The organism is Candidatus Uabimicrobium helgolandensis, assembly GCF_041508025.1.
In the GTDB taxonomy this organism is placed as follows: domain Bacteria; phylum Planctomycetota; class Uabimicrobiia; order Uabimicrobiales; family Uabimicrobiaceae; genus Uabimicrobium; species Uabimicrobium helgolandensis.
Genome location: NZ_CP165719.1, coordinates 5,204,709 through 5,218,933, shown reverse-complemented (window position 1 = coordinate 5,218,933; position 14,225 = coordinate 5,204,709). Strand labels below are relative to the sequence as shown.

18 protein-coding genes and 1 tRNA gene are annotated in these 14,225 nt (G+C 34.7%); 11 read left to right on the top strand and 8 right to left on the bottom strand.

Features of this window, described 5'->3' with window-relative positions:
* Window positions 1-245: 245 nt before the first annotated feature.
* Both UABHE_RS19170 and UABHE_RS19165 read right to left on the bottom strand, forming a co-directional pair.
* Window positions 246-1,394, bottom strand: coding sequence for a hypothetical protein (locus UABHE_RS19170; protein WP_372364868.1), 1,149 nt, complete (start codon window positions 1,392-1,394; stop codon window positions 246-248).
* A complete protein-coding gene (locus tag UABHE_RS19165) occupies window positions 1,391-2,131 on the bottom strand; it encodes a tyrosine-type recombinase/integrase (RefSeq protein WP_372364867.1) in 741 nt (246 codons plus the stop codon). Before UABHE_RS19165 ends, UABHE_RS19170 begins: the two co-directional genes overlap by 4 nt.
* Before the next feature lie 361 nt (window positions 2,132-2,492).
* On the opposite strand from UABHE_RS19165, the gene UABHE_RS19160 reads away from it, so the two are divergent.
* On the top strand, window positions 2,493-3,047 hold the full coding sequence (locus UABHE_RS19160; protein WP_372364866.1) for a hypothetical protein: 555 nt from the start codon (window positions 2,493-2,495) through the stop codon (window positions 3,045-3,047).
* A 55-nt stretch (window positions 3,048-3,102) separates the two neighbouring features.
* On the top strand, window positions 3,103-3,717 hold the full coding sequence (locus UABHE_RS19155; protein WP_372364865.1) for a methyltransferase domain-containing protein: 615 nt from the start codon (window positions 3,103-3,105) through the stop codon (window positions 3,715-3,717).
* Window positions 3,718-3,921: 204 nt separating this feature from the next.
* On the opposite strand, the gene UABHE_RS19150 is transcribed toward UABHE_RS19155, so the two are convergent.
* The 3 genes from UABHE_RS19150 to UABHE_RS19140 all read right to left on the bottom strand — a co-directional run bounded on the left by UABHE_RS19150 (window position 3,922) and on the right by UABHE_RS19140 (window position 5,776).
* Window positions 3,922-4,467, bottom strand: a complete 546-nt coding sequence (locus tag UABHE_RS19150) for a hypothetical protein (RefSeq protein ID WP_372364864.1) — start codon at window positions 4,465-4,467, stop codon at window positions 3,922-3,924.
* A gap of 244 nt (window positions 4,468-4,711) precedes the next feature.
* Entirely contained in the window at window positions 4,712-5,608 is an 897-nt protein-coding gene (locus UABHE_RS19145) for a tyrosine-type recombinase/integrase (protein WP_372364863.1), read from the bottom strand.
* Window positions 5,609-5,698: 90 nt separating this feature from the next.
* Window positions 5,699-5,776, bottom strand: a tRNA-Lys gene (locus UABHE_RS19140).
* Window positions 5,777-5,957: 181 nt separating this feature from the next.
* Here UABHE_RS19140 and UABHE_RS19135 point away from each other — a divergent pair.
* Both UABHE_RS19135 and UABHE_RS19130 read left to right on the top strand, forming a co-directional pair.
* Window positions 5,958-6,119, top strand: a complete 162-nt coding sequence (locus UABHE_RS19135) for a hypothetical protein (RefSeq protein ID WP_372364862.1) — start codon at window positions 5,958-5,960, stop codon at window positions 6,117-6,119.
* A gap of 5 nt (window positions 6,120-6,124) precedes the next feature.
* Window positions 6,125-6,601, top strand: a complete 477-nt coding sequence (locus UABHE_RS19130) for a type II toxin-antitoxin system death-on-curing family toxin (protein WP_372364861.1) — start codon at window positions 6,125-6,127, stop codon at window positions 6,599-6,601.
* 40 nt (window positions 6,602-6,641) lie between these two features.
* Here UABHE_RS19130 and UABHE_RS19125 read toward each other — a convergent pair whose 3' ends face one another.
* The gene (locus UABHE_RS19125; RefSeq protein WP_372364860.1) at window positions 6,642-7,568 is read right to left on the bottom strand and encodes a tyrosine-type recombinase/integrase; all 927 of its coding nucleotides are present in this window, start codon (window positions 7,566-7,568) and stop codon (window positions 6,642-6,644) included.
* A 265-nt stretch (window positions 7,569-7,833) separates the two neighbouring features.
* On the opposite strand from UABHE_RS19125, the gene UABHE_RS19120 reads away from it, so the two are divergent.
* From UABHE_RS19120 to UABHE_RS19090, 7 genes are all read left to right on the top strand, one after another.
* A complete protein-coding gene (locus UABHE_RS19120) occupies window positions 7,834-8,088 on the top strand; it encodes a hypothetical protein (RefSeq protein WP_372364786.1) in 255 nt (84 codons plus the stop codon).
* A 63-nt stretch (window positions 8,089-8,151) separates the two neighbouring features.
* The gene (locus tag UABHE_RS19115) at window positions 8,152-8,448 is read left to right on the top strand and encodes a helix-turn-helix domain-containing protein (protein WP_372364859.1); all 297 of its coding nucleotides are present in this window, start codon (window positions 8,152-8,154) and stop codon (window positions 8,446-8,448) included.
* Window positions 8,449-8,596: 148 nt separating this feature from the next.
* On the top strand, window positions 8,597-8,929 hold the full coding sequence (locus UABHE_RS19110) for a hypothetical protein (protein WP_372364858.1): 333 nt from the start codon (window positions 8,597-8,599) through the stop codon (window positions 8,927-8,929).
* 224 nt (window positions 8,930-9,153) lie between these two features.
* Complete coding sequence (locus UABHE_RS19105; protein WP_372364857.1) at window positions 9,154-9,969, top strand: ArdC-like ssDNA-binding domain-containing protein; 816 nt, start codon at window positions 9,154-9,156, stop codon at window positions 9,967-9,969.
* Entirely contained in the window at window positions 9,966-10,868 is a 903-nt protein-coding gene (locus UABHE_RS19100) for a PD-(D/E)XK nuclease family protein (RefSeq protein ID WP_372364856.1), read from the top strand. The genes UABHE_RS19105 and UABHE_RS19100 overlap by 4 nt, the downstream gene beginning before the upstream one ends.
* Window positions 10,869-10,877: 9 nt before the next feature.
* Window positions 10,878-11,696, top strand: a complete 819-nt coding sequence (locus tag UABHE_RS19095; RefSeq protein ID WP_372364855.1) for a hypothetical protein — start codon at window positions 10,878-10,880, stop codon at window positions 11,694-11,696.
* A gap of 332 nt (window positions 11,697-12,028) precedes the next feature.
* Complete coding sequence (locus tag UABHE_RS19090) at window positions 12,029-12,718, top strand: hypothetical protein (RefSeq protein ID WP_372364854.1); 690 nt, start codon at window positions 12,029-12,031, stop codon at window positions 12,716-12,718.
* A gap of 7 nt (window positions 12,719-12,725) precedes the next feature.
* Here UABHE_RS19090 and UABHE_RS19085 read toward each other — a convergent pair whose 3' ends face one another.
* Window positions 12,726-12,938 (bottom strand): LexA family protein, encoded by a 213-nt coding sequence (locus UABHE_RS19085; RefSeq protein ID WP_372364853.1) that lies wholly within the window; start codon window positions 12,936-12,938, stop codon window positions 12,726-12,728.
* Between the two features lie 570 nt (window positions 12,939-13,508).
* Window positions 13,509-14,126 (bottom strand): DUF2971 domain-containing protein, encoded by a 618-nt coding sequence (locus UABHE_RS19080; RefSeq protein ID WP_372364852.1) that lies wholly within the window; start codon window positions 14,124-14,126, stop codon window positions 13,509-13,511.
* Window positions 14,127-14,225: the final 99 nt, after the last annotated feature.

Below are 14,225 nucleotides of genomic sequence, written 5' to 3'. Positions count from 1 at the left end.
TTTGAAGTGACATTTTGGCACTTGAAATTGAAGTGACATTTTGTCACTCTAAAATAAAATATTAATTATCTTATATTTAGGTGTGAAAAGCGAGTATTTTTGAAGTGACACTTTGGCACTTGAAATTGAAGTGACACTTTGTCACTCTAAAATAAAATACTAGTTATTCTTGTTATATCTTATATGAAGTTTTATTAAAGCCGTTGAGGCCTATATTATTTATCGACTGTCAAAGTTTTTAGTTATTATACCGCTGCGTGCTTATTGTGAGCATACTCGTTATTTAACGATTGCAGTAGCTCTTTTACTGTGATGATAATCGCTTCTAAACCATTCTCTCCTAAAGATTGTAGTTTTTTCTTCTGTTGAAGAACTGTTTGCGACCATACACCCTCATTCTCTATAAAACTACGAACTATTTTTTGTAACTCTTGCTGGGCATGGTAATCACGATCAAAATGATTTATTGTCTGCAAAACAGTATCTATTTTTTGCTGGCGAGACATTGTATTGCCAAACTGCAATTTATAGTACTGAGACCACGAAAAGTACGATGTTGTTACCGCATGCTCGATAAAAACATCAAGATTTTCTAGATGCGAATGATTACTTGGCGGCAAGAAAAAAATAGGCAATTTGTCTGCCGCGTCTAAAAAGCTGTGTATACCTGGCACTGAAAATAATGCTTGTGATCGCGACAGTTCCTTGAGCATGTCTTTCGATTTCAGCATCACAAAAGATACATTTTTCATCGCAAATCTCTCGGAACACGCATCAACAACACTTTGCCTGCCAACAACCAAGATGTTTTTAAAATAGATGCGTAATAATGGAAGCAAAACGCGCAATATAATAAATGGGTAGTTGGTATTCTTACCTACGGCAATATGAGAGTTACAAACCTTACCGTCGCTTCCACCAAAATTTATGATGCACTGCTTTATGATTTTATATTTCTTTTCGTTGTATTCCACGATTGGACCAATGATACGCGCATTTTTTATACTATATTGTTTTAACCTTTCGCGAGAAGAGCGAAAAAAATCCTGCACAAAATAATAGTCCGCGTAGTCTACATCTGGACGAAATGGATAAAACCATAGCAATGAATCCACTACAATGCACTGACAACTCGACTTTTTAGCAGTACCTCCTAGCTCAAAATCCATGACATTGATAAATATATTACTTCTGTTAAGAATAGAAAGAATCTCTGTGTCTTCGTTGTGCTTCAAATAATGATATTCGTCAAAAAAGTGCGCCTTGGCAAAGTCGTAGGCGACACCCGAACCAAAAAAAATTTTATATACACCATTTAGTTTTTCAGCAATGGCAATCATTTTACGCACAGGACCAAAGCCAAATGACTGCGCTGTAAAAGCAACTATTTTCATAACTGACACCGAGATTTTTGAAAATCTGGATACATTTTGCGCAATGTCTCATTAATTGTCGGCATCAAAGTGGAAAGATAGATCTGTGTTGTTTTGATATCGGTATGTCCCAATTGCTCTTGAACTGCTTTAATATCTTTGCCACTAGCCAAATAAAAATTAACTGCAAAACTATGGCGTAATGAGTGCGGACTCAAATGATTTCTAATATTGAGCTTGGTGATTATTTTTTTCATGCAAAGCTGTAACGCCCTTTGAGAATAAGAGTTTTCTTTCGTGACGGAATAAAAAACCCAATCATCAAATTTATTTGGAAGTTTCCACTTCGAAAAAAGAGCGTGCGCATCAATTATTGCAGGATTTACAATTGATGGTGGATAATAAACATACCGCGTTTTTTGACCTTTTCCATTACGTACAAACACACAATTCGAATCAATAACAAAGTCTCCCCAACAAGTACTAGTAAGCTCTGTTATTCTAAGTCCTGTGTTTAGACCAATAATGATAATAAGTGCTTTAACAACAGCAGAAACACCTTTGTATACATTAGAAACTTTATTTGCATAAATAAGCTGCTCATAAGCATACTTTTGTAATTGAAGACATTCTAAGCCTGTTAAGCATTTTCGTGGTGATGCAGCATTCATTTGTGGAAGGCGGCCATTTTTAGGATATGGATATTGAGAGGTGAGGTTTTCGTAATCTGGAGAAAAAGCGAAATGTTTTTGAGTCATATCTCTTATTTTACAAGAGATTTATTTTTTCGTACAGCAGAGGAGAAAAATAGATGTGTGATAAAAACGCTGTATTTATTAGGAAAATAGAAAATAAGGTTTTCGCTTTTTCTCCATAAAGCGAAAACCTTGTACAAAATAATGGAAACATTGCGTGAAGTCAAGCGTCTATTTCGGTGACTTGTACGAAAGTATACTTTTTATCTAAATTGCTTTTTGCGCGAAAAGTTATCCACAGGCGAGTATTTGACAATCTAAAAAAAGGGTTATAAGCTCCGGACAAGTAAGTTGTAATGTTATGACTTGCAATTGTTCCTTAGAGTTAGAGATAACTCAAAACATAGAATCTAGGAGATTTAGAATGAGTATAGTAGCTACTACTCAAGAAACGCCCACATTTCAACGAGGGCAAATATCCTCTGTCGATTTTGATCGAGTTGTAAAACGTATAGCGAAAGAACACAATTTTAGTTTAGATGAATCGCGCAGAATACTCAACAGCACAATCGACTTTTTGTCTTTATGTGCACACGTAAATAGCTTTGGCCGCAGAAATAAAAAAGGTTTGTCTCCTTCTCGAAAGGTAGATATTGGTTGGCATGAGTTTCTCATGTACACAAAAGCGTATACAAAATTCTCCAAATCTTTAGGAGTACCGTTTATTCACCACGAACCAAACGACAATCCGAATACAGATAAAAAACACTTTGGTGGTAAGCAAGCAACGGTCAACTATATGTTGGCAAATAATATTGTGTTTGATGCTGAAATCTGGGAAGTAAAGTCTAATTGTGATAACGACTGCCATGTTTCGTGCCAAGAAGGATATCCATGTATGTCAAGCATCGATGCCACAAAGAATCAAAATAAAAAAGATGACTGTGTTCCTGATCCATGCACATGTTCAGATGACTAAATATAAAAATATTAACAAGTTACAAACAAAATAATTAATACCGAGGAAGGCTAAAATGTCTTCCTCTCTTAATTTTATGACAACAAATTGGAATAAATATTACAAAGAAGATGCTAAATACCTAAAGTTGAATCAAGTGCTTTTTGAGTTGATTACTTACGAAGTGCTGCAAAATTTACAAAAAAATCGTTTTACCAATGCATTGGACTTAGGGTGCGGCCGTGGCGAACTAGTTACGCAGGTTTCTCGTATAAGTGATTTCGTGCTAGGAGTTGATGGAAGTGAAATTGCTTTAGAGTACGCGCAATCACAAAATATTGCCAATGCAAAATTTACCCAAATAAACCTAGATAATATCAATCATTTTTCGCAACGTTATAGCAATCATTTTGATGTAATATTTTGTAAACTGACTTTCCCATTCGTAGAAAACAAGAGTGTTTTTCTCGAATATTGTAAAAAAATGCTTGTTCATCACGGTGCACTAGTCATTATAAACCCAGTGCAAGAAAAAGGAGTGATGTACAACGGTAAGCAAGCTAACATATCATTTTCACACGATAAGATGATGAAAATGTTGAATGTAACCTATGGCAATGCCATTTGTTTTAATAAATCTTATTATCCCAAAAATGATACTATTATCGGTTGTTACATTGCTTTTAAATAGTTTTCGAAGGTGTACATTGATTAGAATTTTATCAAGCTACAATGCCAAGTAATTTGAAAACCGCTTCAAACCAGATATGAAAACGGTGTCAAAAATGTAAAGCGAAGAAATAAAATGAATTGTCTGCTCGAAAAGAGCTAAAAAACTATAAAAGGATAACAAGCGTATAAAGTGTTTATATCTAGACTGATATCGAATTCGTTATTACTCTATTAAACGCAGCTTTTTCAAACGAGCTCTTATCGCTCCTGGTTGTCTTTGAAATTCCTCTGCTAAGTTCTTAATATTAGTGTCTTCTTGGAATTTCTGTTCTAATTTTAGATCATCCTCTAAAGACCATTTTTGGTAAGCTTTGGGATATTTCCCCCTTATTATTTCTAATTTCTTAATATTTTCTTGCTTTACTGAATCGACTTGATTGTCATGTTTTTCTTGATTTATGGGGAGGACGTCGCTTTCCTTTTTTACTTCAAAAAGAGAAACAAACTTTGTTTCTTTCTTGAGTTTGGCGATACCTTTTTTTATTTCATCTTGTTTTTTTTGTTCTAATATTTTTTTTAAAAGATCTACTTCGTTAGAGTAAACCCAAGACTTACATATATTTGCTTGTAAATTTGCACCTTCTACTATTAATTTTTTGTATGGTGAAACAATCGAATAAACATTAGGAGATATATCATCTAACTCTTTTTGTAAATTCTTTATAAGTCTCTTCAAATGGACATATCTTTTTAATATATCTTCATTCATTTGGTCTATCCACCATGTTTTTGATTACGAAGTAGTTATTTTTTAAGGATTGGTGTTAAGAAAAGAATTTAATTTTCCTGTTTCTGAAACTAAAATTATTACTGAAAAAAATATAACAGTAAGTTGCAGTTGTGTCAATTTTTCTTTGTTCTTGGTAAGATACTTTGCATAAAAAAAACAGGTACTAGGTTGCAAATTCCTCATTGTTTTAGACTATTTTTAACACATTCGATCAAACTAATTCCTAAATAAACTTTGGTAATTTGCTATTCACCGTATCTATCAAATCATCATCGACAACATGAGAATAAATTAGGGTTGCCTGTATACTAGAATGCCCTAATAATCGAGAGATTGTCTTTAGATCAACGCCTGCTCTTCTCAGCATTGTGGCATAAGTATGGCGAAAACGGTGTGATGAAACTTTAAAGTCTACAAGTTCACTCAAGTTGTTAAAAAAATGGTTAAGACCATCTTCGGTTATTTTCTTTTTGGTGTGGGATATAAAAAGTTGACTTGAAGATGGTTGTTTTTTATTTCGTTCAATGACGTATCTTTTTAAAGCGATGGCTAAGTTATCAGTAATTGGGATTTCACGATCTTTATTCCATTTACTGGCCTTTACTGATAGTACTTTTTGTTCAAAGTCGAAACTATCTTCTTCCAATCTCAAAAGTTCATTTTTACGAATACCTGAATGAATCAGCGTTGAAATAATGGCATAATTTCTGACAAAAAGAAAACGGTCATTTTGGTAGTTAGAAGTTACCGCGCTCAATATACTTCGCACTTTTTCTTTGGAGTAATATTCAGGGATATATTGATTTTTCCCTTTGCGCTTGCTGATTTTTTCAATGGGATTTACTTCAAAATAACCTTCCTCTGTACACCAACGAAGAAAAGATTTAATCGCTTTGTAATAAGACATATAAGTTGTGTCTTTCCATTTCCGTTGAGTTATTCCCTCGAAAAAGAAAATTTCTAAATGATATTGTGTTATGTCTTGGATTTTCCTTGTTTTGGTAGCTTTGGCGTAGTACTCAAAAGAATTTCTATACCATTTGATAGTGCGCGGAGTGCAGTTGTTAAGAATTTGTTTACGGCAAAAATCTTGGTGAAGTTTTTGTAATTGTAAATTCATAAATTAAGACCATCAGCCTTTGGCTAATGGTCCTATAAGAACAAAAAAAATAAAATTTAGCTATCTGCGGTGCTAAGGTTAGCGAAAGGGTGGGCCAAGATGGACTCGAACCATCGACCATCAGCTTAAAAGGCTGTTGGCTCTAGGCTTATTTCCCACTTTTGGCACTTTTTGGCTAATATTAGCTTATATATGGCTATTTTTACAAAGTTTAAATTTCTTGTTTTTGGACCATCAGCCAAGACTTTTGGTGGCTAACGATTAATTAGATTTACTCTATCATATAATTGTCTTAATAGACAAGCAAAGACATAGGTGGTAATCTAATCTAAAATAAATTCATAAGAATATGCGAAATACATTATCTAGCAAAAAGAAATTAGAGATAAATTCAAAAACTGGAAAGAGGCGAGTAAAAGATCAATTATCTCTAGCAGCTAAAAAACAAAAAGCGGCACAAAAAATTCGCAAAAACTTTGGGGATGTTTTAAAGCAGTTGGCTAAAGAATAAGTTATATGAATTATATTACATTGAAGGACTGTAAAAATTCATTATTTGATATAGCTTTAGCGTCTTCTCCAGAAGAAGTAACTCCTCATTATCTTACTAATAAACGAGGCATTACACGTCTTGAGTCGATTCTTGTTCAAATACAAACAAATTACTACAAGGGTTTTTTTGAAAAGGCATCTTTTTTGTTTATCTCAATTAATCGTGGTCATTTGTTTACCAATGGTAATAAGCGTTTAGCATTAACTTTGCTTTTAAATTTTATTTATATTAATGACTATAAATTTAAAGGCTTAACCGAGAAAACATATCGTAAATGGTTCGAAACTAATTTCCCTCAATATAAAATTTCAAATCGTAAATTTAAGCGCGTTTATGGTTGGGCGATGTATAACATGAATAAAGCTGTAGCTTCTGATACGGAGTATGGATTTGAGGAATTGAAGAGTAAGGTTAATGAATTTATTATGAAAACAATATAGCTAAATTTATTTGATCTGAATTCTCCAGTTTTTTGGACTTCTAGATTAAATAGTTGATTTGGTTTTTTTCCAATTCTTTTTGCATATGTTTTACTGTGGTGTGCAAATAAATAACCGTTGATTCTATACTACTATGTCCCATAAGTGTTTGTAATGTCTTGATGTCCACACCACTTTCTAAAGCTTTTGTTGCGAAAGTATGTCGAAATTTATGCGTATGAATATAGATGCCTGTTTTTGTTTGAATTCTTTTGAGTAATCGCTTTAAACCGCTGTTAGTAAAACGAGAATCCGAATTATATGAAGTAAACAAATACAACGTACTTTTATCTAGCTTGTCTCTTTCTGCAATATATTCAAGTAATATATCTTTTAAACGCTGTGGAATGGGCAATAAGCGATCTTTTTTTGATTTTGAGGTTTGTGCACGCACTTTGAGTTTCATTTCGCTGAAAGTGATATCCAACAACTTCAAACTCAATAATTCTTCTCGTCTTAATCCAAGCATCAGTAAAGTCGAAAGAAGCGCATAATCTCTTTTCCTTATAAAGCCTGAAGAGTATTGGTGTTTTAAAACAAAATACATCATTTTTTCTATTTCTTCATTCGTAAAATGCTCAGGTATTTTTGATTCGATTTTAGGCTTTCCAATCTGTTCTAATGGATTTTCATTGATTAGCTTTTTTTTCGTGCACCACTTGAAGAAAGGCATTAAATTTTTGCGATGGTGAAGAATTGTATTTTTACTCCAGTGTTTTTCTTGCTGTCCTCGATAAAAAAATTGCATCAATATTTCTTCACTAATATCAAAAAGACTTTCAAGTGCAAAAAAACTATTTAAAGTCTTCCAACTATATTGATAATTCCTTATCGTTCCACGAGCATAACCTTTTTCAAAAAGGCTATAATCACAAAAATCTTTGTGCAATTTTGTTAGTGTTTTCGATTGATAAACTTGTAGGGGCATTTTTTTTGATTTAATGAGATAGTGTACATCCGTTCCTTTTAAGTATAGACAGACTCTAGTATTCTTGTCATAAATAGATACGGGGGAGAGACATTTGCAATTGCAGCAAGTGTCTTTTTTATGTTATAGCTCTTTTAAAAAGAAACAAAAAGGCAGAAGTGACAATCATAATTGTGCATTTATTTTGGCAATCATCTCTGATTATCACTTTCGACCTTTTGTAAAAAACAAACTTAACCCATACTGAAATAGAACAAAGAAATGTATGACAAACAAATTTAAGAAAATCAGAAAGTCATTAGGGAAAAGTCGTTTGGATGTGATTCTTCTTACTTTAATCAATGGTTCACGTCTCTCTAGACTAGAGAAAGAGACACATATGCCAAAGTTAGTAAGGGATTGTTATAAGCTATGTGTTGTTTATGACAAAACTCTAGAAGACTTCTTTCCAGAAGAAACCCAAGAGATACGAAAGATAATTGAAGAACGGCAACAAATGATGGTGCATAAATGGCGCTGAATTTATTAACAAAATAACCAGGTAAAAACATCAACAATTTACCTGGTTATAATTTTTTACAGTATGAATAAAGTATTTTACATGCAAAATTTATATATTGATAATTATGCAAAACAATGCTCCAAGGCGAGTTTGGTTTATATGGTGCTTTGTCGCCTATCGAATCGTGAAGGAAAGTGCTACCCCAGCATAAAATACATGGCACATAAACTCGGTATATCAACAGATTCTGTATCACGTGGATTAAAGACTTTACTTCGATATAACGTTATAAGTCGTAGACTTACTAGAAGTCGAAAAGCTTGGGGAAATTATGAGTATCAATTACTTGATCAATCGGTGTGGATAAAAACGGATTAACTGTGGAAGTTTCGAGTCGAAACAGATTATGGCTTTGTGGAAAAACTATATATCTTTCCACAACCACGCAGATCAATGTTTTACAGGAAACCGCTGAGACCGATACTAAGGAATAAAAAAATATATATTTATAAAAAATTATAAAAAAGTGCGAATAACACTTATCCCCAACTATATGAATTTACAAGCCTACAAAAACAATCTTCGTAAAAAAATTCTCGACAACGATTTATCTAACTTTGATAAAGGTTTAGATCAAAACGGTAAAATTATTGCTGACTATCCTGTAGTAGAAAGAGTTGGTAGTACAAATATTATCGATGCAAAGGGTGACATTGATCGTTTGCACGAAATAAAACAGCAGCTAGAAAAAGAACAACCCTTCACGAGATTTCAAATCAAATACATACCTCAACGTACAAATATTTACTGTGAACTTTGCAAAGAATTGGGAGTCGTTCCGCGACTATACGATGAGTAATTTCTAATTTTATGACTTTTGGCTCCTGCCTGTGTTTATGGGAACATATCAAATTCTTGGTCTACGAGTATTTGATTCCTGTTGTTGGTAAATAGACCTCTGCCAAGGACAGGAAGGTAGGAGTGAGGAGTTTTAAACTGCTCACAGCATTTCTCAATAAATATGTTCGAGAAATACAGCTGAAATGTAATTGTTCTTTAAAATTTAAGTTAGAAGGAGATGTTTTGAAAACAAATAGAAAAGAACTCATCCAAAAAACTTTGCAACATATTATTGGCTTATTTAGCCGAGGAAATGTACCTAAAGCAATAAAAATTGCCACTTTTCCTACGCTAGATATTCCATCAAATCGCTGGTCATTATCAAATCGTATTTTGATGTATTTGCACAACACCGAAGATGCTCGTACTTGGAAACAATGGCAAAAGGTAGAGCGCAATGTGAAGAAAGAAGAAAAAGCGTTTTATATTTTTGCACCGCGAAAATACAAAGTGAAATGTGAGGATGACAATGGCGAAGAAAATGAGAAGTATGTACTAAAAGGATTTTCTGTTTTACCTGTTTTTACTGTAGAACAAACCGAGGGTAAAATTTTAGATTATCAGCAATTAGAGCTGCCTAAATTTCCTCTGCTAGATAAAGCACGAGAGTGGAACATTGATGTTTCAGCAATTGGTTTTTCGAGTGATTACTATGGCTACTATCAATCATCAGGAGAACAAGAGAAGATAAGATTAGCTAGTCCTCATGAAATTGTCTTTTTCCACGAGTTAGCGCATAGTTCGCACCGTCGCGTTTTGGGTAAACTCAAGAATGGACAAAATGAAGAACAAGAAATTGTTGCTGAGCTATCTGCGCAAGTTCTTGCTCAAATCGTTGGTACACAAATAGAAAGTACGCTAGGCAATTCATTTTTGTATATCAGATCATATGCTCAACGTATGAGAAAAGATTGGAGTAGCTTGTTTATCAGTGTTATCTCAGGTAGAAAAAGTATTGCACTTGATACTCGATGTAGAAAAGGAGGTTCTCAAACATGAAAGTAATCTCTGTTCGTGATTTAGAGCTTTATATGAGATGTCCACGCGCTTACAAACTCAAAGTACTAGAAGAACATGTTGCGCAACAGAAAACGGTATCACTGTGTAGGTCTATCGCTACAAAACGAGTTATTTTTTGGATGCACGAAAATAAATTCAAGTTTACCGAGGATGATATCCAGCAGCAATGTGATTTTTTTTGGAACGAAGAGTTGGATGATCCTCGCGTAAATCAACAAGAACTTGAAGAAGTTGTTGTTATGGAAAAACGCGCTACAAAGAAAACAAAAGCCAAGCCTGCTGTTAGTAAAAGAGAAAAGATCCTCAAAGATATCACCACCTGGTGTTTGCGCTATCAACAAGCCGAAAGAAGCAGCGACGTTTTACACTTTAATACTCCCTATGAATGTCAGATAGGGGACATCGTATTCACAGGATCAATAGATCTGATTCGCAAGAACAGTGATGATGGTATTGAACTTGTAAAATTACGCACTTCAAGTCAGCCACCAGGGGAAGCGTATTTGCAAAGAGATTTATCATTAACTCTCGCGAGTTATGCAACATGGAAAGGAAACTTTTTTCCTAGTGTGGATGGTTCTACTCTGCAAATTGCTATTGCCCAAGTTCCGCAAGTTTTTTACTATCATTTACCTTTTCTAGATATATACAAACGCAACGCAAAAAAAGGCAAAAAGAGTGAAGCAAAAGGCAATCCTCTTATCGAATGTAGCAGACCGAGAAACATGCTTTTAGATTTTGAGTTCGAGGTGTTGCAGATTGCCGCGGGTATTGAAATGAAATACTTTCCGATGCGAATTATACAACCATGTGGTTGTTGTTTGTGTGCTTTTCGCCATCAATGCGCATCGTCTGTACAAGTCGAGACTACTACTTAGGAGGTAGATATGAAGCTAGAAGAATTACGCGAACTACAAGCCCAAAAGCAAAATGGGGAATCGATCAACGAAGTTATGTTGCGTACTGAGAATCAGCCACCAGAAGTTGCACAAGAAATGGTACCCGACGAAGAAGGCTTTGTCGACTCCGATATTGTAATTCCGCGCTACAAAATTACGCAACCAACGACGAGAATAGAGGATGCGCAACCAGGTAACTTTCGCAATGTTTTAACTGGCGAAGAATCCTCGGAGTTGGAAAATGTTATTTTTCTAAAGCGAGCCAATGGTCGTATACTTTTCAAGAAAGATGACTACTCAGGAACTCGTGAATGCTGGAGCTATGACGGAGTTGTGCCTAGTCCTCAAGTAAAAGAAAAAACAGGGCATAACCCCAAGTGCGACCGTTGCATTACAACTATGGCCAACAAGAAAATTGTACACTGCCATTTCGCCATATGGAAAGATGAACCACCACAATGTAAAGAAGTAATCAGTTTTCTAGGACTCGATCAAAGCGGTTTGCCATTTTGGATTTGTTTTCACGGCTCTGCAATTCCTGTTGTCAAAGGCTTCTTAGGTACGATGTATCTCAAGAAAAAGCAAGGTATCGCCCAAGGCAAAAATATCTGTCTGCGTGATTTCAAACTGACAATCGGACTGAACTTGAAAGTTTCTGCAAAAGGTAAATACTATGTGCCAACGTTCAAGTCGCAAGAATACATAGAAAACAAAGAAGAACGTGAAGCAATGTCAGCTCTATTTTCACAGTTAAATAGCAAAACAATGGCCGAAACGATCACTATTGAAGAAACACTCGACATCTAACTTAAACAAAAAACAAAAATAGGGAGAAAAAAACTCCCTATTTTTTCAACCCAAACGTAAAGCAGTTTTACAGCGTAAAACACCACGATCACCAGTGCAGTTTTTTATACAAACAGTAAAGCAAATAATACAACTTCGTAACCTTCGCGAAACTGCTACTCTTTTATCAAAAAAACTTCCATAATCAACCTCGTAAACACCAATAAATATAGGTACTGACAAGCACTAACAACACCAAACACATGCACACAAACAAAACAATAAAATTATCCTATAAAATATTAGTATTTATTGCGCAAAATAAATACCTATCTAAAACTCTGGCAACATACTTGTTCCCAGACTATTCACAAAGCCACATAGAAAAAACCCTAAAAGCGGTCTTTGATCGCAAGCTATTGCTACGTAAAATGATTGAAAACGAGCCGATTAAATCAGGGCGCGAATATGTATACTACCTGTCAAAAAAAGGAGCGCAAAAAGCTCTATCTATTTGCGAGCAGTTTGCCGATGTTGAGGAAATGAACATTGGTAGTGGTAACGGCAATTTTATTTACCACGACTTAAGTGTGGCGTGGATCGCAGCAATGTGGCAGAAACAAAGCCAGGAGTACCAAGGGGTTTTGTTTGACGAAATTACCATTGAAACTAGACGTAATTTTTTACGTGACCAGGAATTGATACCTGATTTAAAAATCACATCAACAAAGAGCGATAAAACCCTACATTACTATATCGAAGTGGATAACTTTACCGTGCAATCAAAAGAGTGGAGAAAACGCTGCTTGAGTTATCAAAATTATATAAATAACGATGCTCAGCTATTGATTATATTGACGCGATACAACCCTAAGCGGTTGAGTAAACTCATGACAATTGCCAACAATACAATCTCAAGCAGAGACATATTTGGAACAAGTGTAGAGGCGATTTATCACTGTACGTTTGCCGCAAATATTTGGGTAGGAAAAGATAATGTTGATCTTGGAAATAACAACGTTACTGTGTACCTGCCATTGTAGACATGGTCTAAAGTAGTTCTATATTACGCGCAGCATCATTTGTTTTGCGGATCTTTCCGTCTGTAACTAGGATGTCGAGTATTTGGTTTGCACGCTCACGGCTAATTCCAAATTCCTTCGCAATTTCATTTAGTGTGGGAGCCATCCCGTGTTTTTTGATGTAAATCTTTAGGTAAGCAAAAATATCACGTTTACGAATAGATATGTTCGTGTATGACATGGGTTTGTATGTTAGTAGTTTGACAAATAAAACATAGTAGAGGTATAGTGGAAGTTATAAGAAATAGCCACGATACAAAGTTTTGTGAATCTAGCAAAGCGTGTGGACGTGGGGTTTCTTATAATGAAATTGTTTAGCAAATCTGTAGTGCCCCTACAGGTTTGTTGCTACTATAAGTACTTCGAATAAAACTAACCAAAAAAAGTAATTATCCATAATGCGTCACCTCCTCTCTTAAGTAGATTTTATATAAGCTAGAACTTTGTATACGCTTTGATTACAGCTTATACCAGCTGTCAAGTTTTGTCAAGTTTCGTCTTCTTTTGAAGAATGACTAAAGAAAAGTTATCGTACTCATCACTTCAAGATAGGACTTCATCTATTAGCAAATTTTTGCAAGCTATTTTGCCACAAATGTAACTTGAGAAGTGTCAGAAGTAATGCTCGACCATAGTATTTAAAGATTGTTAACGATACAATACCTTGTATCGGCGTAGCTAGCCAATGTAATCGATTTTATTCGTTAAGTAAGACAGCGTAAGGTCTGCCTTACTTTGTGCTTGTGTTTTTTTAGTAGTTTTTTATCAACTCTAAATCTAATTGATACTTAGTGTTGTGTTCGTGTGTTTTGTATATTCGTATGTGTGTATCTTTAATTATCTCAATTATAGTCTGGATATCTTGCTCGCACATTTTGCAGCCTAAAATTACAGAAGATATAGCTTTTTTCGGAATGTCACAAATAATGCCCTTCCCTTTGCTTTTGATATTTAAGTCAATTTTTTCGAGGTTGCCAGCATCAAGTACAAAGCGCCACTCTTTCTCGTTACTCCAGTTTCTATGTTTAGTTGATATTATTTCTACTAGTTTGTGATCGACTTCTTCCTGGGTACATGACATGTCAATTCGAGGATAAACGTCTGTGTATAGAACTCGACTACAGTATTGGAGAAAACTTTGCGGTAGGTGTCGGGTCTCTAATTCAATGGCAAAACCGGTATGACCTTTTGCATAGTATGAAAATAATGTTATGTCGTCACATGTTAGTGAACTCTGATAGTTATATAGTCCTGCACCATTTGCAACTTCGCTTACGCTAAATATATAATGATTGGTCTTCAATCGTTTTATTAAATCCGTTCTAAAAAGATCCGATGATACAAATTCTTTGGCATCTTTTTCTGACATATTAGACTGTTTTTGGTTCATATACTGCGCAAAACTTGTATTAAAATTTCCTTTGCCGTAAAAAAAGTTAGCTTTGAGTTCAAAAGGGTCATTTAAAGC

Bases quoted from the DNA above. Each gene is read 5' to 3' on its own strand.
- UABHE_RS19170 (WP_372364868.1), bottom strand. From the start codon at position 1,394: ATGAAAATAGTTGCTTTTACAGCGCAGTCATTTGGCTTTGGTCCTGTG.
- UABHE_RS19165 (WP_372364867.1), bottom strand. From the start codon at position 2,131: ATGACTCAAAAACATTTCGCTTTTTCTCCAGATTACGAAAACCTCACC.
- UABHE_RS19160 (WP_372364866.1), top strand. From the start codon at position 2,493: ATGAGTATAGTAGCTACTACTCAAGAAACGCCCACATTTCAACGAGGG.
- UABHE_RS19155 (WP_372364865.1), top strand. From the start codon at position 3,103: ATGTCTTCCTCTCTTAATTTTATGACAACAAATTGGAATAAATATTAC.
- UABHE_RS19150 (WP_372364864.1), bottom strand. From the start codon at position 4,467: ATGAATGAAGATATATTAAAAAGATATGTCCATTTGAAGAGACTTATA.
- UABHE_RS19145 (WP_372364863.1), bottom strand. From the start codon at position 5,608: ATGAATTTACAATTACAAAAACTTCACCAAGATTTTTGCCGTAAACAA.
- UABHE_RS19135 (WP_372364862.1), top strand. From the start codon at position 5,958: ATGCGAAATACATTATCTAGCAAAAAGAAATTAGAGATAAATTCAAAA.
- UABHE_RS19130 (WP_372364861.1), top strand. From the start codon at position 6,125: ATGAATTATATTACATTGAAGGACTGTAAAAATTCATTATTTGATATA.
- UABHE_RS19125 (WP_372364860.1), bottom strand. From the start codon at position 7,568: ATGCCCCTACAAGTTTATCAATCGAAAACACTAACAAAATTGCACAAA.
- UABHE_RS19120 (WP_372364786.1), top strand. From the start codon at position 7,834: ATGACAAACAAATTTAAGAAAATCAGAAAGTCATTAGGGAAAAGTCGT.
- UABHE_RS19115 (WP_372364859.1), top strand. From the start codon at position 8,152: ATGAATAAAGTATTTTACATGCAAAATTTATATATTGATAATTATGCA.
- UABHE_RS19100 (WP_372364856.1), top strand. From the start codon at position 9,966: ATGAAAGTAATCTCTGTTCGTGATTTAGAGCTTTATATGAGATGTCCA.
- UABHE_RS19095 (WP_372364855.1), top strand. From the start codon at position 10,878: ATGAAGCTAGAAGAATTACGCGAACTACAAGCCCAAAAGCAAAATGGG.
- UABHE_RS19085 (WP_372364853.1), bottom strand. From the start codon at position 12,938: ATGTCATACACGAACATATCTATTCGTAAACGTGATATTTTTGCTTAC.
- UABHE_RS19080 (WP_372364852.1), bottom strand. From the start codon at position 14,126: ATGTCAGAAAAAGATGCCAAAGAATTTGTATCATCGGATCTTTTTAGA.